At 53.7% G+C, this 19,969-nt stretch carries 17 protein-coding genes; 7 read left to right on the forward strand and 10 right to left on the reverse strand.

Features of this window, described 5'->3' with window-relative positions; genetic code table 11:
* Nucleotides 1–78: 78 nt before the first annotated feature.
* From C3F13_01795 to C3F13_01815, 5 genes are all read left to right on the forward strand, one after another.
* Nucleotides 79–858, forward strand: coding sequence for a hypothetical protein (locus C3F13_01795; GenBank protein ID PWB56296.1), 780 nt, complete (start codon nucleotides 79–81; stop codon nucleotides 856–858).
* A gap of 96 nt (nucleotides 859–954) precedes the next feature.
* On the forward strand, nucleotides 955–2,106 hold the full coding sequence (locus tag C3F13_01800; protein ID PWB56297.1) for a magnesium chelatase: 1,152 nt from the start codon (nucleotides 955–957) through the stop codon (nucleotides 2,104–2,106).
* A gap of 115 nt (nucleotides 2,107–2,221) precedes the next feature.
* On the forward strand, nucleotides 2,222–3,019 hold the full coding sequence (locus C3F13_01805) for a hypothetical protein (GenBank protein PWB56437.1): 798 nt from the start codon (nucleotides 2,222–2,224) through the stop codon (nucleotides 3,017–3,019).
* A 263-nt stretch (nucleotides 3,020–3,282) separates the two neighbouring features.
* On the forward strand, nucleotides 3,283–3,579 hold the full coding sequence (locus C3F13_01810; GenBank protein ID PWB56298.1) for an excinuclease ABC subunit C: 297 nt from the start codon (nucleotides 3,283–3,285) through the stop codon (nucleotides 3,577–3,579).
* A 98-nt stretch (nucleotides 3,580–3,677) separates the two neighbouring features.
* Nucleotides 3,678–3,875 (forward strand): hypothetical protein, encoded by a 198-nt coding sequence (locus tag C3F13_01815; GenBank protein ID PWB56299.1) that lies wholly within the window; start codon nucleotides 3,678–3,680, stop codon nucleotides 3,873–3,875.
* 4 nt (nucleotides 3,876–3,879) lie between these two features.
* Here the strand turns inward: C3F13_01815 and C3F13_01820 are convergent, their stop codons facing one another.
* Nucleotides 3,880–4,605 carry a hypothetical protein gene (locus C3F13_01820; protein PWB56300.1) on the reverse strand — a complete coding sequence of 242 codons (726 nt, stop codon included), beginning with the start codon at nucleotides 4,603–4,605 and terminating at the stop codon, nucleotides 3,880–3,882.
* Nucleotides 4,560–5,117, reverse strand: coding sequence for a hypothetical protein (locus tag C3F13_01825; GenBank protein ID PWB56301.1), 558 nt, complete (start codon nucleotides 5,115–5,117; stop codon nucleotides 4,560–4,562). The genes C3F13_01820 and C3F13_01825 overlap by 46 nt, the downstream gene beginning before the upstream one ends.
* Before the next feature lie 160 nt (nucleotides 5,118–5,277).
* On the opposite strand from C3F13_01825, the gene C3F13_01830 reads away from it, so the two are divergent.
* Nucleotides 5,278–5,841: a hypothetical protein gene (locus C3F13_01830; protein PWB56302.1), complete on the forward strand. Its 564-nt coding sequence runs from the start codon at nucleotides 5,278–5,280 to the stop codon at nucleotides 5,839–5,841.
* A gap of 171 nt (nucleotides 5,842–6,012) precedes the next feature.
* The gene (locus C3F13_01835; GenBank protein PWB56303.1) at nucleotides 6,013–6,534 is read left to right on the forward strand and encodes a nitroreductase; all 522 of its coding nucleotides are present in this window, start codon (nucleotides 6,013–6,015) and stop codon (nucleotides 6,532–6,534) included.
* A 187-nt stretch (nucleotides 6,535–6,721) separates the two neighbouring features.
* Here C3F13_01835 and C3F13_01840 read toward each other — a convergent pair whose 3' ends face one another.
* The 8 genes from C3F13_01840 to pepF form a co-directional block, all read right to left on the reverse strand.
* A complete protein-coding gene (locus tag C3F13_01840) occupies nucleotides 6,722–7,708 on the reverse strand; it encodes an alcohol dehydrogenase (GenBank protein PWB56438.1) in 987 nt (328 codons plus the stop codon).
* A gap of 20 nt (nucleotides 7,709–7,728) precedes the next feature.
* Nucleotides 7,729–8,556 carry a hypothetical protein gene (locus C3F13_01845; GenBank protein PWB56304.1) on the reverse strand — a complete coding sequence of 276 codons (828 nt, stop codon included), beginning with the start codon at nucleotides 8,554–8,556 and terminating at the stop codon, nucleotides 7,729–7,731.
* A gap of 29 nt (nucleotides 8,557–8,585) precedes the next feature.
* Nucleotides 8,586–9,884, reverse strand: a complete 1,299-nt coding sequence (locus tag C3F13_01850; protein PWB56305.1) for a hypothetical protein — start codon at nucleotides 9,882–9,884, stop codon at nucleotides 8,586–8,588.
* Nucleotides 9,881–11,251, reverse strand: coding sequence for a hypothetical protein (locus tag C3F13_01855; protein PWB56306.1), 1,371 nt, complete (start codon nucleotides 11,249–11,251; stop codon nucleotides 9,881–9,883). The genes C3F13_01850 and C3F13_01855 overlap by 4 nt, the downstream gene beginning before the upstream one ends.
* Nucleotides 11,252–11,378: 127 nt before the next feature.
* A complete protein-coding gene (locus C3F13_01860; GenBank protein PWB56307.1) occupies nucleotides 11,379–11,879 on the reverse strand; it encodes a hypothetical protein in 501 nt (166 codons plus the stop codon).
* A gap of 39 nt (nucleotides 11,880–11,918) precedes the next feature.
* Nucleotides 11,919–13,571, reverse strand: a complete 1,653-nt coding sequence (locus tag C3F13_01865; GenBank protein PWB56308.1) for a hypothetical protein — start codon at nucleotides 13,569–13,571, stop codon at nucleotides 11,919–11,921.
* Between the two features lie 93 nt (nucleotides 13,572–13,664).
* Entirely contained in the window at nucleotides 13,665–17,621 is a 3,957-nt protein-coding gene (locus C3F13_01870; protein PWB56309.1) for an excinuclease ABC subunit UvrA, read from the reverse strand.
* A gap of 512 nt (nucleotides 17,622–18,133) precedes the next feature.
* On the reverse strand, nucleotides 18,134–19,942 hold the full coding sequence (pepF, locus tag C3F13_01875) for an oligoendopeptidase F (protein ID PWB56310.1): 1,809 nt from the start codon (nucleotides 19,940–19,942) through the stop codon (nucleotides 18,134–18,136).
* Nucleotides 19,943–19,969: the final 27 nt, after the last annotated feature.

Raw genomic sequence — 19,969 nt, forward strand, 5'->3', positions numbered from 1 at the left:
AATTATATCATTGGCGCACCTCAGGCTGCCTCCCCCTCGGAGAGGGGCAGTTTACACACATGGTATGATAGCTTTACCATGGCTAAGCAACCGCCCAACTTACATACCAGCCTTTCACCAACCGCCCAGGTGAGCGAGCTGGGTGTGAATCACTGGCACCTTCAAATCCCTGCGGATGCTGGCTATGGGTATCGCCTCGCCCAGCTTGACGACCATGCAGGATTACGGCGGAAAAATTTTGTTTGGAAGCCTCCCCTTTCTTTACAACTACAAGCACGTGTCTCTAATCAGCATCTTCCCGGCACATGGGGATTTGGCTTCTGGAATGACCCTTTTAGTTTTTTAATAGCCTATGGTGGCCGGCTCAGCCGATTCCCCACGCTTCCACAGGCAGCCTGGTTTTTCCATGCCTCGCCACACAATTACCTGTCCTTCCGCGATGACCTTCCAGCCAGCGGTTTCCTGGCAGCCACTTTTCGTTCAATTAACCTGCCTGCGATCTTGTTAGCCCTGGCGGCACCAGCCATCGGATTTACCATCATCCCACAAGCTGCACGCTATATTCGTCGGTTAATTCGGCGCATGGTCTCCCAGGATGCGGCTGCATTGGAGATCGATGTCACCCAGTGGCACAGCTATGGTATCAAATGGGAAACCGAGCTGCTCATCTTCACGGTAGATGATAAGCCAGTAATGCAGACCCAGGTGTTACCCCAACCGCCACTCAGCCTGGTGATCTGGATTGACAACCAGTATGCCGCCCTGCCACCCGTAGGCCGGCTGAAATTTGGCACCTTGCCGAACCCCGAACCAACCTGGATGGAGATCAGGGATATCCAGGTGTTTGGCGATGAATAATTCAACCGGAAATATCTGGTCAACTTCTCGCTGCAACAATTCCACATGAGAGTATAATATACGCTTGCTTGGCAGGAGGCTGAACCAAATAACGTAATGCGACCCGTCTATCCCTTCACAGCTATCGTTGGGCAAGAGCGCATGAAGCGCTCGCTGGTCCTTAACGCGGTTGATCAGCGTATCGGGGGTGTGTTGATTCGCGGCGAGCGCGGCACCGGCAAATCGACCGCGGCACGCGCCATGGCAGCCTTACTACCTGAGATCCAGGTTTTTGCTGATTCGCCATTCAACGATGACCCTGAAGCCCCACTCACCTGGTCGGATTGGGTCAAGGAGCGCAAAGCCCTGGGCGCTGAGCTGAAGGTGGTGAAGCGCCGGATCGCGTTCATCGACCTGCCAATCAGCGCTACGGAAGACCGGGTGGTCGGCACGCTGGATATCGAAGTGGCCATCCAGAGGGGCGAGCGCCTGTTCGAGCCAGGCGTGCTGGCTGCTGCCAACCGTGGCTTATTGTACATCGACGAGGTCAACCTGCTGGACGATCATGTGGTAGACCTGCTGCTTGATTCGGCTGCCATGGGGGTTAATGTCGTCGAGCGTGAAGGAATCTCCTTCGCCCATCCAGCCCGCTTCATCCTGGTCGGGACGATGAATCCAGAAGAAGGTGACCTGCGGCCCCAATTATTGGACCGTTTTGCCCATTCTGCTGAAATCTACGGCATTCGTGAAGCGCGTGAGCGTGTGCTGATCATGGAACGCAATCTTGCTTTTGAGGAAGACCCCGAAAAGTTCCGCCACCAATGGGAAGACAAGGAACGTGAACTATCCCATCAGATCGAGCTGGCACGCAAACTGGTGGACCAGGTCACCTACAGTAGCCGTGACTTGCTGTCGATTGCTTCGCTTACTGCCTCGCTCAACGTGGAAGGTCACCGTGCCGACCTGGTGATCCTCAAAACCGCCCGGTCCCAGGCAGCGTTCGAGGGCCGTAAATCTATCACCGAACGCGATATCGCTCTCGCCGCTGAGCTGGCTCTACCCCATCGCATCAGGCAGGGTCCTTTCCAGCAGGCCGTCGTCTCAGAAGACGAACTTCAGGAACGTATCGAACAGCTGCAGGGTTCATCAGCCAGTGCCGGAGAACCCGAACCAGTGGCGGAGGACGAAGATCATTCTCCACGGTTTGATAAAAAAAAAAGACCTAAACCTCACCTCGGAGCAAGACCAACGGAATCTGAACCAGAGTGAGCCGACGCGCCAGAGCGTCTTTGATGTTGGGAATGCGTATTGGTGGGATGGGGGAGAAAAAGTCAAGATTGGTGAATCCTTCAGGCCGCGCAATCTGAATACGAATCTAGACCAGCTGTACCGCAAGCGGGCAGGCAGGCGTTCGCGCACCCACACGGACCGCAAGCGCGGGCGGTATATCCAGGCTCGCCCTGCCAACGGGAAAGCAGATGACCTGGCTTTTGATGCCACGATCCGGGCTGCGGCACCATTTCAAAAAGAGCGTACAGAGCTGCGCAAACGGGTGGCATTCGCCATCCGTCCGTCTGATTTCCAGCGTAAAGTGCGGGTGAAAAAGACTGCCAACCTGGTGCTCTTCGTAGTGGATGCGTCCTGGTCGATGGCAGTAGCCGAGCGTATGTCAGCGACCAAGGGTGCCATCCTATCTTTGCTCACCGATGCTTACCAGCGCCGCGACCGGGTTGGGTTGATCGTCTTCCAGAAAGACCGCGCTACCATGGTTTTACCACCCACCAACTCGGTCATGTTGGCCCAGCGCGCTCTGGCAGATATCCCCGTGGGCGGGAAGACGCCGCTTTCGGCCGGTCTATTCATGGCGCACCAGACGCTGGCACGCGAGAAGATCCTCCATCCAGACGTCCAACCGCTGGTCATATTGCTCACCGATGGAGCCGGGAATGTCGCCATGTCATCCATGCCAGCCCAAGAGGAAGCCCACCGCCTGGCCGAGCAGATCGCCGCGGATGATATCCGCTGTGTGGTGGTCAACATGGAACATGCCGCCTTTGACCAGGGCCTGGCCCAGACGTTGGCTGATCACCTGGAAGCCCCCTGCTACACCCTGAGCGAGCTCAAAGCTGAAACACTCTACAAAGCCGTTAAAGACGAGATGGAAACCGGTCGGGGGTTATAGCCATCGTCATCATCAGCAAGTTTTTTGGTTCTTGACAACCATATACTGTCATTGCGGAATCCATGGTGGTCTTCCGTGGAACGAGCGTAGCAAGTGAAGCAATCCCCTTTGAATAAGCATATTCCCTATTGACCTTTTTGGTTGTCATTGCGGAATCCATGGCGGTCTTCCATGGAAGGGGCGTAGCAAGTGAAGCAATCCGCTCTTAACCATCTGCCGGTAAGCTAAACCAATAGATAATAAACTAACTTTATATATAGACTATGTCTGAAAGACAATACTTTATTTACATCATGACGACTATGATGAACACGGTCTTATACACTGGTGTAACCAATGACCTGAGACGGAGAGTCTTTGAGCATCGATCTGGGAAAGGCAGAAACTTCACGAACCGTTATAAAGTGTATAAGCTAGTGTATTATGAAACGGGGAGCAGCATCGATGCAGCGCTTACCCGAGAAAAGCAGATCAAAGGTGGCTCGAGGGGGAAAAAGATCGAATTGATCAAAAGCATCAATCCAAACTGGGAGGATATATTTGATAAGTATTTCGAATAATTCTATCGGACAGGGGAGAATCTAATGCAGAAATGAATGTGCAGATTGCTTCAACCAGCCAAAAACGCTGATTTCGCAATGACGACGGGATGTGTGGATTGCTTCAACCAGTGAAAAAAGCTAGTTTTGCAATGACAACCGGAAGAGCGGATGACCACACCGGCAAAAACACCAGTTTCGCAATGACATTCAAAGCTGCAGACTGCTTTGCTATTATTTACAACAACAAGCAATTGACCAGCCTTCAACCAGAGTCGGTTGAGTATCTTCTCGAAGGATTTAAATTATTTTCCTGACTGACTACTCGTGAGTATCCAGCCTTGGATTTTTCAAGCCCGTCCTCAGTTTATTCCCGGCTTCGCGCTTCACTCGGCCAGCCAACACCGGGTCATATTCCTCCAAAAAACGCTGCACTGCCTGCGCATCGAAATACACCAGCTCGCGCAGCGCCCATGACAGGGCTTTGACGACCATGTCGGTATGGTCTGCGGCAAGCAATCGGCAAATCAACAGCGTCCGCGTTGTATCGCCCTTGCCTCCCAACGAGCGGACGTTGAACGCCACCGTGCTCACCAGCGCTGCCCTACGCCACCACAGGTCGGGATAACCTGCCCACCGAATGATCAAGGCATCCCCAATCAGTCCATCCCGCCACAGCGGACCTGATAGCGTGCGGGCGAACGAATCGGTCGCCCACCAGCTATCGATTCCCTGTCCAAGCTGCTCCAATTCATCCTCACTTAGGCAATGATAGGCTGCCCGGTGGGAGGTGATCAGCTCGTAGGCCTGCCAGCGATGGCCGTACGTAAATAGCAGCAAGCGAGCGAAGCTCAGCACATCTTCTGCGGGAGCTTGCTTCAGGAGCGCTGAATACTTTCGGCTGATTGCTCGTTCTGACTTCGTATTTTGTAGGGTGAGAAGGCGATGCTCTGCATCAAAGCTGGCAGCCAGCTCAGTCGGTGAGAGCGCTTCGAGGGCCATCAAGCCTCTTTGCGTGGGGCGCGGATATCGATATTGACTTCCCATATCCCATCCACGTATCGCTGCTTGTGGGGTAAACCGCTGCGTTTGATCAAGTCCAGCATGCGCGTGTTGCCCATGTCGAGGTTGCCGCGCAGATGGTTGAATCCTTTTGCCTTGGCATAATCAACCAATTTCCATAGCAGTAATTTACCTATTCCCCGCCCCTGGAATTCATCCCCAACGATCACAGCCGATTCGGCTGTCTTTGGGTGAACCTTATCCAGCAATGCGTAGCGTGAGACACCTACCACAATTTCACGATCGTTTTCAAGCATGGTGGCCACGAAAGCCATCTGGGTGTTGTAATCGACCGTTGCCAGGCGCAAGGCTTCTTCATTTGCAAGTACTTTTTTATAGCTCAAAAAACGCAGGTAGATACTCTGCGTAGATAGACGCATAAAAGTATTTTGCAGGTCATCGGCGTCATCCGGATGAATCGGACGGATGGTGATGGTCGTTCCATCCACCAGTTTGACAGTATCAGGAGTTAATAAGCTATTTTCTTGAGGTAGCATAAGGGATCCACAGGTATTTCCCTACATTCTATCTCACAATGACCAAAATGAATGAATAAACTCAATGAATCCTCCTATAAGCAAGCTTGAATTATAGGTGGTTTTCTGATAAAGTATAAAAACGAACAGATAATATCTACACATAGAGGTAATTTCAAGCGTGCTCGTTGCCAAACAAGTTGCGGATCTGATCACGTTGAGCCGGGGAGTTTTAGCTTTTGTGCTAACCGGGTTGGGGTTCCTGGCTGGCAGTGAGGCACTCCCGTTGGCTGCTGGTTTGATGATCCTGGACTGGTGTGGGGATATTCTGGACGGACCCATAGCCCGCCGTAGTCGGGTCTATTATCACTCGTGGATTGGAGATCACGATCTGCAGATCGATATGACTGTCGCGGTGGGTTTGCTTTTATATATGCTGGCAGCGGGATATGTCAGCTGGTGGTTGGGAGTGATCTACCTGATCACCTCTGCCCTCTTCTTCCTGAGATTTGGCGTCACGCCTGCGCCTGGCATGCTCTTCCAGGCACCTATCTATTTCTGGTTTATCCGGATCCTTCTTCAGTATGCACCAGGGCTGGGCGCCTTAATTGTAGTGCTCATCCTGGCCGTAGTCCTCATCACCTGGCCGAAGTTTCCCAAGGTGGTCGTGCCGAGCTTCTTGAATGGCATGCGCAAGGTATTCAATCCTCCGCATGGCAAGAATCGCAACCAGCCAAGGGATTAATCTCCCCGAGTAGCTATCTGTTGACTATTTTCGTGGGGATACACCTTTCCCGCGAAACAAACCCTGAACACCTAGCAGGTGTTAAATATACGTAAATAACGCAATGATTTCCTGGTTTCGCATTACAATATGCCTTCATTGGCAAGAACCTGGAGTGAGGAGCAATCCGTAATGGAATTCTTCGATGTCATAAAAAACCGGCATTCGATCCGCACGTTCACCAATCAGCCCGTTGAGGCTGAAAAGCTGCAAAAGATCCTGGAAACGGCCAACCTGGCACCCTCAGCCGGTAATTTGCAGGCCTATGAAATTTACGTCGTAATGGATGCGAAGAAACGCGACGGATTGTCTTGTGCCGCCCTCGCCCAGGAATATATCGCCGTGGCTCCAGTGGCCTTGGTGTTCTGCACCCATCCTGAGCTGACCCAAGGTCGATATACCGAGCGTGGGACACGGTTGTATACCGTTCAGGATGCCACAATCGCTTGCTCGTTTGCCATGCTGGCTGCCACTGCCCTGGGGTTAGGTTGCGTATGGGTCGGGACCTTTGATGAAAAGGTGGTGCGCACGATCATCGGGGCACCCGAGAGCCAGGTGCCGGTGGTCATCCTGGCGGTCGGTTACCCAGCCGAATTCCCCGATCAACACCCTCGCCGCCCCCTGGACCAAATTACGCATTTAGTAAACAACTAAAATAGAAACACCAAGTACACAACGGTCACTATGGACAAAAACTTTTTATTAATTTTTTAAAAATAACAAAAGATACTCAGTGCTAAAGTTGTAAATAATTAAAAATGACAGCGTTCAGCAAATTAATGTTTTTATATATATCTTTGTGTACTTTGCTTCCTTCGTGTCCTTTGTGTTAATATCTTTATTAAATTATTAAAACAGCAGCCCCATCCAGCTTGCCACTGCGTAGATCGTCGAGTGCCTGGTTGGCATCCTCAAGCCGGTATGGAGTGACGGTGGTCTTGACTGGCACTTTAGGGGCAAGCGCCAGGAATTCCTCCCCATCCTGCCGGGTGAGATTGGCGACACTGCGGATCATACGCTCTTCCCACAGCAGGTGGTATGGGAAGCTTGGGATATCGGTCATGTGGATTCCGCCACTCACCACCACACCACCCTTAGCCACCGCTTTTAGGGCGGTCACCATTAATGCTCCCACCGGGGCGAGCACCAGCGCAGCGTCCAGCTCATCGGGGGGCATTTCATCTGAGCCACCCACCCAATAGGCGCCCAGCCGCCTGGCAAACTGTTGCGTGGTAGTGTCGCCTGGGCGCGTAAAAGCATATACGCGCTTGCCCTGATAGGCGGCCACCTGGGCGATGATGTGCCCGGCAGCCCCGAACCCATATATCCCCAATCGCTCTACATGCTCTCCTGCCAGCCGGTAAGTGCGATAGCCGATCAACCCTGCGCACAGCAGCGGTGCGGCTTCAACGTCGTTGTATTTTTCTGAAAGGGGAAAACAGTAGCGCTCATCTGCAACCGCATACTCCGCATAACCACCATCCAGGTTATATCCGGTGAACTGTGGATGGTCACACAGGTTTTCCTGCCCACGCTGGCAGTAACGGCATGTGCCATCCGTATAGCCCAACCAGGGCACGCCGATGCGTTGCCCCAGGCTGAACCGATCCACCCCTTCACCCAAGCCGACGATCGTACCGACGATCTGATGCCCGAGGATGAGCGGAAGCTTGGGCTCCGTCAGGTCGCCATCCAGCACATGCAGGTCGGTACGGCATACACCGCAGGTATGCACCTTGACCATGACTTGTCCCTTGCCGGGCAAAGGCACGGGAACTTCCGCCAGCTCCAAAGGCCGGCGTTGTTCAATTAGAAGCATGGCGCGCATTTTCTTGGGAATGTCCATGATTACACCTGGCAGGTGGGGCACAGGTAACATGCCCCACCAAGATAAGCGAGTTTTTGAATGGTAGTACCACAAGTCGGGCAAGGATTGCCCATCGTCTGGCTGCTCATCAAGCGCCGGTAGCCACCGGGATAGTCGAACAGGTCACGCTCATCCTCCCGGCCATTCAAGCGGATGGCCTCAGCCATGCTGCCCTGGATGGAGGAAAATAGTTGGCTGCGTTCTTCCAGGCTGAGGGAGGGTATCTTGCGTGCAGGATGGATTTTCGCCCTGTACAGGATGTCTTGCAGGTAGCCGTTGCCAATCCCAAAGACATACTTGCTGGTAACCATGAAGCCTTTAATTCCCTTGGCTTTCTTCTCAGGATATTCCTCCAGCAGCTGGTTAAAACGCTCGAAGGTGAATTCATCCGAGAGCGGAGGAATGCCCGTATCGGTGAAGGGAGGTGCAGAAAGATCTGTTTTACTGAGCAGTCCAACAAAGCCCCACATTTGGAGGGAATAAGTAAGGCTGGTGTCGTCGGTGAAATCCCACCTCAGGTGATATTTCGCAGGTAATGTCGCTCCTTGCGCGTGGTAAAGGATTCGGCCGCCCAATTCAGCAAATAAATTCAGGTGAGTTTCATCGATATAGAGAAAGATCGAGCGCCCGTAGCTTTTTGCTCCCGTGACCTGTCTTCCAGCCACGAAAGCATCGAATTCTTCAGCCGGTTTATTCAGCCACAGAAACTTATGCGTCAGCGGGCCACGGCTGAAGTGTTGGAAGATTTTCCCTGTCAGGGTTTCGTTCATCTGGCGGGCGATGGTTGAGGCTTCAGGCATTTCAATCATGGTCGCTCCGTTTTAGGGGAAGTGGATGGTTATTTGGCAGTCACGCTGAGTTTTCCAACCTGGATGTAAGGCATCAGCCCGGTAAACCACGACCAGGGTCCACTCACCCACTCGCGTTCCTTGCTGATGGCGATGATATCCTGCAACGCACTAAAAGCATTCCCTGCCAGCATGGTATCCTTAACCCGCCCAACCAGCTTGCCCTTCTCGATCTTGTATCCTAAAAAGATGTTGACCGAGAATTCCCCGTTGATTGGATTTCCTTGCCCAAGGCCCAGGAAATCATGCACGAGAAGACCCTGATCGGTGTTGCGCAGCATGGTCTCATAGGGCGTATTCCCAGGCTCAATGACGATGTTGGTCAGGCTGCGGCTGGAACCATGCCCGGTGGGTTTTGTTCCAGCCCTTCCAGCTGTATCGAGGTCATAGATGAAATTACGCAGGACACCTTTTTCAATGATCGGGGTGATTTTCCGGGGTACACCTTCATTGTCAAAGGCGCTGGTGCGAGGTCCAAATGCTACAAATGGGTCATCCCTGAGCGTCAGGTTCGGGCTGGCAATTTGCTGACCCAGCTTGTTGCGCAGGGGGGAGGATCCCAGGACCACATTCTTGCCATCCACCGCCAGGCCTAAGGAAAGCAACAAAGCTGCCAAACCACTGGGAGTGAATATGATTGGCATCTCACCCGACTTGAGTGGGGCGAGCTGCTCGGCCATACGGAAATATTCAATTGCCTGAGCAGCGATCTCTTCAGTATCGACCTCCCGTTTCTTCTGACCAATGCCATGGCCCGCCAGCAGGATATCGGTGCCCCTCACCAATTGGCCAGCCGCGCCAACATTGAACTCGGTGTGGTCAGCTGCATATTCCGCCCCGCGTGAATTTGCGTACTCCACCTTATACATAGTTTTATTCACCGCCGCACCGGCCAGGATCTCAGGATTATAGGTTTTTATCATGTCCATCATCTGCTGACCCATGCGGATCATCTCCGGCTTATCGAGCGGTAGGAGTGCCGGGTCGAAAATCTTGACCGGTTCCAGGGATTGTGCATCGGGTAAGTCGAAGTGAGCTGGGCTGCCGAATTGCGCTGCCTCAAGTGCCCGATTTACCACCCCTTCAATATCTGCTGGATTCGTTGTGCTGGAAACGCCCACCTTTCCATCCACAATCACCTTGACATCAATCTGGGTGCGCTGCGAGCTTTCGGCTGATTTGAGCCGGTCGTTTTCAAAATCGACTGCACTGGTCTCTTGGCTCAGCATCACTGCCTGGGCTGCCTGCGCCTTTTGTAACGCTTTCTCGACGATCTGCTGGACGATCATTGTTGACCTCCCACCACACAATTTTGGATGCGAATATGCGGGCCACCTGTACCTACCCGCAGTGGATGCTGGCCTCCTTTACCGCACCCCCCAGGTCCGTTGGTTTCCCAAGCCAAATCTTCCCCGATCTGGTCGATATTCATCAGTGTTTCGAATACATTGCCAGTAAGCACCACATCCCGCACGAGCTCAGCCACCTGCCCGTCACGGATCATATACCCATACGCCGCGCTGAAGGTGAACATCTCCATGGCAGTGGTACCTCCAAAAGCCTGAATGGCATAGACCCCCAGCTTGATATCACGGAGCATGTCTGCAAAAGTCACCGTCCCTGCGTCAATATAAGTGTTGGTCATACGCACAATCGACGGATGCTGAAAGTGAACCGCCCGCGAATTGCCCGTGACAGGTTCATTCATTTTTGCGGCAGTCTCGCGTGAGTGCAACCGACCAACCAGGATGCCGTCTTTAATAAGATAATTCTTGCGGGTGGATACCCCTTCATAATCATAGCGGTGAGTGCCCAGCCCACCTGGTAGCGAGCCGTCGTCGATGATGTTCAACCCGGGTACGCCAAAGCGCTTTCCCAATTGCATGATCTCCTTCATCTGTGGGTTCTCATACACGAAATCCGATTCACTCAGATGACCGAAGGCTTCATGGGTGAACACACCAGTCATCAGCGGGTCGGTAATCACTGTGTATTTCCTGCCGGAGACGGGTGGCGCAGTGAGCAGCTCAATCGCTTTTTGAGCTGCAGCCCTGGCTTTCTCATGCAAACCTTCCACCTGCTGGTAACCTTCGAAACCGCCATCTCGCTCAAAGCCGGTTTGGACAATGTCACCCTCACGAGCAACCGCTGCCAACATCATATTAATATCAGGGGTTTCTTCTTCGATGTACGTTCCTTCTGAATTAGCATACCAGATCTGCTTGAAACTGTCGGCATAACGCACGCTGCTGGTCTGGATCTGCTTGTGATGGCCGAGGATGATACGGTTATATTCTTCGGTCAGGGCTTTTTTCTCAGCCAGGGGCACCAGGCGGAAATCCTTGACCAGGCTGGCTTTGATGGAATCCTCTACCGGAGGGCTAAAAGCAAAATAAGTCGTCTCCCTTCCGACCAGTCTGGCAGTTTTGCAAGCTTCATGCACTCGCCTGGGCAGGTCATTCAGGTCATTAAAGGTGGCATAGCCCCAACCACCCTTGTACAGTGCCCTGACGATGCCACCCACCGTACGGGCCGAACCGATTGTATCCAGGTCAGCGCCGCGGAAATTTACCCATGTATTGGTCTTGTCTTCGATGCGGATGTCGGCATATTCCACATCCTGGCTTTTCAATGCTTCAATTAATTGATCACGCATGTCTACCTTCCTGTTTTGGTGTGTCGATCTTAACCAGCGATCCCGGCTTGCATGGTTTATGATTCTATACTATCGGATAATACAGGTCGTTCAATAACTCTCCACTGGTAAACCAAAAACGCAGCACTTACTCGTTATTTTCAATGGTGGTACAGTGTTCCCGGTAATGCTCATAGGTGTTGGCCTTTATGAGCTGCAGGAGTGTAAGCTTATCATCAGGGAAGTCGTAGATGTAGGGTTGATCGAGCAGCTGTTCGTCCATTGCTTCCAGCACGGTCATTACCCCGCGATACAAGGTACGGAACTCGATGACCACGGAGGGGAGGGGGCGGTCTTTATTTTCATCATATACCTGAGCATTAAAACCGTGGACATCATCCCAGTTGGTCATCACGGGATACTGCGGGTGCTGACCGGTCATCACATAACCCAGGCGGTCGAGCAGATATTTCTCCCAGGCGGAGATATGCACCAGGACATCCTTTACCGACCACTCGCCTTGCACACCAGGGGCGGTCATCTCGCTCTCGGTCAAGCCTGCATAGATGCGCTCGACCTTTGCCCACTCCTGGTCAAGCTCTGCCAGTAGTTCAGTTTTTCGATTGGTCTCGTCCAAATCACCCTCCATGTCTTAAGGTTATATCCAGGTGTCTATAGGCCTGGTTTGTTAGCGTACAATGGTTGAGCCAGCTGTGCCGCCTGGCCGAGCGGAGACAGTCTGACCATCCTTGGTCAATGTTCCCTCATAAGAGAGTTCTCCCGCATGGGCGACCCAGCCGCTCAGCACCATGGGTATGGGCCCGTCAGCAACCAGCCATTCCCCATTATATTTGCGCGCCAAGTGGACATGCGTGCCAGTCGCCTGCCCACCTTCACAGGAGGGGTGTCCCAACGGAGAATCGGTCTCCACCCATGATCCTGGGGTGATGCGATCTTTCTCGGCGATATGCATGTATACCAGCACCCAACCCGTCTGCTCCAGTCCATCACCATCCAAATCGATTACTACATTACCCCGCTCTGCCCGTACAATAAGCCCTGGAGCGGAAGCAGTCACCCAGGTAGAGGATACCACACAGGGTGGCTCCCCGGTGATAGGGGCAAAATCCAGGGCTCCACGGGGCGTACCCGTCCTCCAGGCAATATGCGGGCCGGAGGTCAGGCTCCACGGCTCGCCTGGTGAAAATGGTAGCTCCAGGGCAGGTTGTTGCAAGTTGGCCGGGAAAAGCGGTTCTACCTTGGCAGCTGCCTGCCAGGGGTCACCAAACATTGCCTGGTACTGAGCAGGAAGCCCATGTGCACTGTTAATCGCCTCCAGCCAATCCTGCCGTTTTATATAAAACTTCGACAGCAGGTTCTCCAGGGCAACACTGCCGGGATTCAAGCCTGGGTGCAGTCGCATCCGGGAAGAGTCTGGGAAGCTCAGCTCGGTAAACGTGCCAGCCCGCCAGCCATAGTAACCGATATTTAGTTCTTTGGCTGTCAGGGATAGCTCCATGTAGAGCCCATGGTAATCAGGCACATAAAACCCAATCGGGTACACCACCAAGTCGGGATCACTCGGCTGACCCAGCACCCAGCCGGATCGAAATTGAAGGAAAGCCAGTAGCAGCTGGGGGTTGATCGATGACTCGCCTGCCACCCGCTCGACGATCTCCGCTCCGCTCTGCCACTCACCCGGCTCCACTTCCTCCCGGTACGTGCTTAAAAAGCCCCCTGATTGGGAAACATAATCACGAACCATGAAATCTTTAGCCAAGGGGGAAAATATAACGGCACTGTCAGGTAGTATGGCACTGTAATCAGCAATCTTCCCCAGTACGTTCGGGATGATCATCTTCTGCCCGGGTGCAAGGAGGGTATCCAGGGGCTGGGGTGGGTTGATCTGGTGTGGGAGAACTCCAAACCTGCCAGCCAGTGCTATGGCAGTATCCCCTGGTTGGGTCCAATATTCAAAGGGTGGAAAGGTAACACCTGGCTCAGGGGTGTCCCAGTCCTCAGGTGAGCCTGCTCCAGGAGTGGCTGTCTGTAACCCAAAGAAGGGATTGGCTACCTTACCCGGGATGGCATTTCCCTGAGTCGACTGCATGGTCGCCTCAGCTTGTATGCCTTGATTGTCAGTTGGAAACAGTGGAGCTGTTTGCGAAACTTGTGGCTGGTCCGTAGAAAAGCTCAAGCTGCCAGCATTACGTTCGGGCAGGTTGCAGGCAAGGGCCGGGACCAGGATCATACTCAACAAACTGACCCAGAAGAGGCTGCGTTTTCCAAGCATTTTTCTTGGCGTAAAAAATCGCCGCTTTGGAGGTTCCAGCGTTTGCATGCCAGCAACACTTCCTGCGCAGGCCGGTGATATTCTAACCTGGTGTTACTCCCCGGGCTGCGCTGTATAGTTTACCCTATTCTCAGATTACTCTCAGTGAGTAATCCTTAATATGTCCTTCAGGAATTGGCCGGTAAAGCTGGCATCAACCGTAGCCACTTGCTCAGGTGTGCCTTCAGCCACAATGTACCCACCTGTGTCACCGCCTTCCGGCCCCAGGTCGATGATCCAATCTGCGGTCTTGATCACATCCAGGTTGTGCTCGATGATGATGACCGTGTTACCGGCATCGGTCAACCGGTGGAGCACATCCAGCAGGCGCTGGATATCGGCAAAATGCAAACCGGTGGTGGGCTCATCCAGGATGTAAAGCGTGTGGCCAGTGGAAGCCCGGCTGAGCTCTTTGGCCAGCTTGACCCGCTGAGCCTCACCTCCGCTGAGGGTGAGGGCACTCTGACCAAGCTTGACGTAATCCATGCCGACATCATGCAGGGTTTGCAGGATACAGGCTATATCCGGGTGGCTGGCAAAGAATTCGAGCGCTTGTTGTACATCCATATCCAGCACATCGGCGATATTGGCACCCTTGTACGTTATGGAGAGCGTCTGCCGGTTGAAGCGCCTGCCACCGCACTCCTTGCAGGTCACCCACACATCCGGCAGGAAGTGCATCTCCACCTTTTTGAACCCATAACCAGCACAGGCTTCGCAGCGCCCACCCTTCACGTTGAAACTGAAACGTCCTGCCCCATAACCCAGGGCACGCGCGGCGGGCGTGGAGGCAAATACCCGGCGAATTTCATCCAGTGCACCCACATAGGTACCCGGGTTGGAGCGCGGCGTCCGCCCGATTGGCTCTTGAGTGACATTGATTACCTTGTCCACCAGCTCCAGCCCGTCGATCGCATCATGCGCGCCTGGGACGGTGGGAGACGAATGCAGGGCACGCATGAGCGCGGGGTAGAGCGTCTGAGCAATCAGGCTGCTCTTGCCCGAGCCGCTGACACCCGTCACGCAGGTCAGTGCGCCGAGTGGAAAGCTGACATCGATGCTCTTCAGGTTGTGAAGCCGGGCACCCCTCACCATCAGGTAACCTGCATGGGTGCGCCGATGGCGTCCATTCGGTGCGGATACTTGCAGCTCACCCGAGAGGTAACGCCCCGTCAGGGAAGCGGGATCGGCGATAATATCCTCCAGGCTACCTGCAGACACCACTTCTCCCCCCAGGATGCCTGGCCCGGGTCCAAGGTCGATGATCCAATCCGCGTTGTGCATGGTGGCGGCATCGTGCTCCACCACCAGCACGGTGTTGCCCAGGTCGCGCAGGTGGATGAGCGTATCCAGCAGGGCGCGATGATCGCGCGGGTGCAAGCCAATGGAAGGCTCATCCAGGATGTAAAGCACGCCCACCAGGCCGCTCCCGATCTGGGCAGCCAGCCGGATGCGTTGTCCTTCCCCTCCAGATAACGTGGGTGCCGGTCTATCGAGGGTTAGATAGTGCAGGCCGACGTTACGAATGAATGCCAGGCGCTGGCGGATTTCTTCGATCAGCTCCGAGCCCACCTGCAACTGTTCCTCGCTCAATTGCCCTGGCAAGCTGCAGATCCAATCATGGATGGCAGCAATGCTAAAAGAGGTTAATTCAGGCAGGCGTTTATCCGCCACGGTCACATAACGTGCTTCCGGGCACAGGCGCTCGCCGCCACACTTGGGGCAGGGTTGCTGACTCATGAAGCTGGCATACCAGCGCCGGGTGTATTCAGAGCGGGTCTGGCGGAAAAGGCGGTTGATATGGAAAATGATCCCCTTTACATCCCGCTCGCTTTCCCCATGCCAGTTGCCATAGTCATTCTCAACCTCGAATTTAAAGTGGATGCGCTTGCCCCCCGTACCATACAAGATTGCCTGGCGGAATTCCTCGGGTTGCTGGTTCCAGGGTACCTCCAGGTCCACCTCATAATGGCGGGCAATGGAGGTCAGGTTGGATACTTGCCAGGCACCTTCGCCTTTTTTGCGCAGGTCGCGGTACCAGCGTGAGGCCCCATCCAACAGCGAACGCTCGGGGTGTTCAATGATCAACTCAGGGTCGACCTGCAGCTTCACCCCCAGGCCGTTGCATTCGTCGCACATCCCCAGGGGAGAATTGAAACTGAAGATCTGGGGCTGCAGCTCCGCAAAGCTGATCTCGCATACCGGGCAGGCATTTTTCTCGCTGAGCAGGATCTCCTGTCCATCGTCTAGGAGGATCAAAACCAGGCCTCCGCCTGCTTTGAGGCAGGTTTCCACCGAATCTACCAGGCGCAAGCGGAAATCCTCCACAGGTTCATCACGGGCAGGGATTTCCAACCGGTCCACCACCAGCTCAAGGTTATGCTTTTTGTTCTTATCTAAAAGGATGGTATCAGTTTTAAGTACCTGGGCAATTTCATGCGCTTCACCATCGATGCGAACACGCCCATACCCCTGGCGCTGGGCCTCCCGTAGGGCTGCCTGGAAGGTACCCTTCCGGTTGCGGGCCATGGGTGCCAGCAGCTGGAAGCGCTTTCCCTGCGGCAATTTCGCCAGCTGGTCGGCGATTTGTTGGGCCGACTGCGGTTGGACAGCCCGGCCACATTGTGGGCAATGGGGGATACCCAGACGGGCGTACAGCACGCGCAGGTAATCCAGCACCTCGGTTACCGTGCCCACCGTGGAACGTGGATTGCGGGTGAGGGCTTTTTGCTCAATGGCAATCGCCGGGCTGAGGCCCGTGATCTGGTCCACCTGGGGCTTTTCCATCTGCTCCATGAACTGCCGGGCATACGAAGATAGGCTCTCTACGTAGCGGCGTTGCCCTTCAGCGTAGATCGTATCAAATGCCAGGGAAGACTTACCGCTCCCACTGACGCCGGTGATCACCACGAATTTATTGCGCGGGATGCGAACATCGATGTGTTTGAGGTTGTGCTGGCGGGCACCTCGCACGATGATATCCCCCATGCCAGGGGGAAAGCTATCTTGCCTGTGGAGATCCAGGTGGGTGCCCAGCGGAGAATCGGAGGGGATTTCGTAAGGAAGTACTTCAACCTGAGGTTTCTGCTGAGAGGCGATTTCTGGTGAAACCATGGCAGCCAGGCGCTGGCTCTCAGATGGCTGGAGCTCAACCTTTCGGTTCGGTTGCAGCTCCTTAATGTATCCCAGGAGCTGCAGCTTAGAAAATATCTGCCGCGTCCGCGGTAAATCTTCAAACAGGGCCTGAATTTCGTCGAAATTGGCATCCACATTCCCAGTCAGGCTGGCAATCCGGTCGAGCAGGGCTTTATCATCCACCGTCAGTCTGGTTTCAGCTTTGAGACCCAGATCATCCCAGTAATCCCAGGGCGAGAGCTCGATTTTGTTCAGCGCCTGAAAATCATGTAGCAGGTTGCCCCGGATGCAGGGCATGCCTTTCCATTTCCCGCTGAAACGGAACAGGTCAGAGCGGGCCTTGCCCGCCCGGCAAAGCTGCCAGGCGGTGCTTGCCAGGTAGAAATCAGTATCACGTCGCAGGTTCAGGGTATCGACGGTGATGCCAATATTCTTTCGCTGGACATCATCAATTTGCGGGTCAGCCAGGATCCATTGCTCCCCATCCCAATATTCGCTGATCCAATGGTCGCCTTTGTACAGCGTGCCTGGAGCCAGGTAGGGAGCAAAACCCACTCGCATGCGCGCCGGGATGTTCTTATGCCGCAACATGGAGACAAATAGCAGGGCAAAATCCCGGCAGACACCTACTTGCCGGTCGGCGGGCTGGCGGGCTACGGTTAGCGGAGCAGGGTCCAGCTCAGCCAGGCGTTTAAGGCGCTGTTCCACCGAGCGCAGGTGCTGTTCTGCCCGCTGCTCACTGCTGACTTCCACATGGTAAAAATCTGCCACGAGCTTGTGGATCAGCACTCCCTGGATAATTCGTATCAACGCTGCTGGTTCATCCGGCAGGCTATCAAACATGGAACTATATGCACCCGGGCTGCTGAGCAGGCTTTGGGAGGCGTAATAAGACAGGTTTTCATGCAGGCGTACAGGGAACATATGTTCTATTATATCACGATCCTGTTCATTGAGTTATTTCTACTGTGTTACTGACCCTACAATGAGCAGGATTAATCACGCTAACAGCCGTTGTAGAAGTCGGTGATTCCATGCTCGAAGCATTCCACAATTTCCCGTAAATCATCGTGAATGAAAAGCTATTTAAATGTTTTCTTGAGTAATTATAGAAACTGTCTTTGCAAGAGTTCGAAGGAACCGTACTCGAAGCAACCAGCAAATTTTATAAATCATCCTGAATAAATCGGCGATTGCTCTACTTTAATGAGCAACTATCAAACATCATAGCTTCACAGCTGAGGGTGAAAAGTTGATCTTGTTCGAGAAAAGCTAGAGCAGTTTGCTTTACCAGGCTGCTGAACAGGATACGATCCTTTTATTCACTCTGTGCCCGTTTCGCGATGACATCTATGGAAAGTAATTACGGATCATGTATTGTCTTAAAAACACTCACCCACCGGAGTATTCTAGTGGGTGAGTGGAAAACTCAATGCTTAAGCCTGAAGTTTTTCCAATCGATCCACAAGGCCTGAGAGCACCTCGAAAGCTCTCTCCACCGGCTCAGGGGAGGTCAGGTCAACCCCAGCCATTTTCAACGAATCCAGCGGATACATCGAGCCGCCCAGCTTGAGGAACTCCAGGTATTTTTGGGCAGCTTCGGGCTTCCCCGCGAGGATGCCGTCCACCAGGGCATGGGCGCCGGAGATGCCCGTGGCGTATTGGTAGACGTAGAAATTCATGTACATGTGGCCAAATTGCGCCCAGGTGATGCCGATGCGATCGCGGTCGAACTCCACTTCGTCACTATAGCCTTCCTTGAACAGGTCGGCGGTCAATCCGATGAGAATGTCAGCGCTGATCGGCAACCCCTTCTCGGCGCGGGTATGCAGCTCCAACTCAAAACGCGCCAATGTGGGCATGATGAAGAAATAACGGTGGTAGTTCGACATGGCCTCTTCGATCAGGCTCACCTGAAATTCTGGTGCGGTCTGGGTTTCGAACAGGTGGCGGCGCACCATGGCCTGATTAAAATTGGAGGCCACTTCCGCGACGAACAAGGCATAGCGGCTGTAGATGAACGGCTGATACAGCCGGCTGTAATTGGAATGCATGGAATGGCCCAGCTCATGTGCCAGGGTGCTCAGGCTGAACACATCATCGGAGTAGCTCATCATGATGAACGGTCGTGTGCCCATTGAACCGCTCGAGAAAGCCCCCTCACGCTTGCCCTTGTTACGGGCGTAATCCACCCACCGCTTTTCTAAGACTCCGTAGCGCAGGATATCGACGTATTCCTTGCCGAGCGGTGCCATCCCTTCCACGATCCAATCGACCGCCTGCTTGAAGGGTACTAAAGGTTTTTTCATGGTCAGGGGGGCTTTTATATCGTAAACATGGAATTTATCGTACCCCAACAGTTTTTTGCGCAATTGCCAGTAGCGGTGCCAGGTGGGCAAATTCTTCTTGAAGACCTCAATTAGATTATGGAACACCTCCACAGGGATGTTATTGGGTGCCAGGGAAGCTTCGAGTGAGTTGGCATAACCTCGCGCTCGAGCATTGAACACGTCCTGCTTGATAGTGGTTGTAAGCGTGGCTGCCATGGTGCTCTTCAGCTTGAGGTATCCATCAGAATAGTTCTCCCAGGCTGTCCGGCGAATTTCCCGGTCGGGGTGGGTGACCAGGGCACCGATACTGGCTTGCCCCACTTCATGCAGGGTACCATCAGCTGCTTTGGCTGGCTCGAAAGTCAACTCGGCATTATTTAGGGCGTTATAGATCCCTGATGCAGAGAAAAATGGATCATTGACCATGGCCAGCACTTGCTCAACCTCACCCGAACGTACATGCTTCTGTCGTTTCTCTAGCCGATCCACGTAATGGGCTAAGAAAGCCAGGCGCACATCTTCTTTTATCCATTGCCGCAGCCTGGGAAAACCGATCTGCATCAGCTCGGGATCAAAGAAGGCTGTGGCTGCCCCAAATTTTGCCATCAAGCTGCGTGCCTGACCGTTGCGAGCAGCGGCTTCCTGGTCCAGACTATCTACGGCATAAGCATTATTGGCATACAGGCTTATTTTTCCCATCAATGTGGCAGCATCTTGAAAAGCCTGGACATATTGCAACAGGGTTAATGGGTTCTCTGCCAGGTGGCCATGATAGACGCTCAGGTCAGGCAGTCTACTGGCTAGCTGGGCACAGGCGTCCTCCCAATCCTTGGGGGTGGGGAAGACGGAAGCAAGATCCCAGGTCTGCTCAACTGGGACTTGACTGCGAAGGGGAAGTGAGGTGGTATCTGTCATTTTTCACTCCTTGAAATAAACTGAAGC

The sequence above is a fragment of the Anaerolineales bacterium genome, from assembly GCA_003105035.1.
Classification (GTDB): Bacteria; Chloroflexota; Anaerolineae; order Anaerolineales; family UBA4823; genus FEB-25.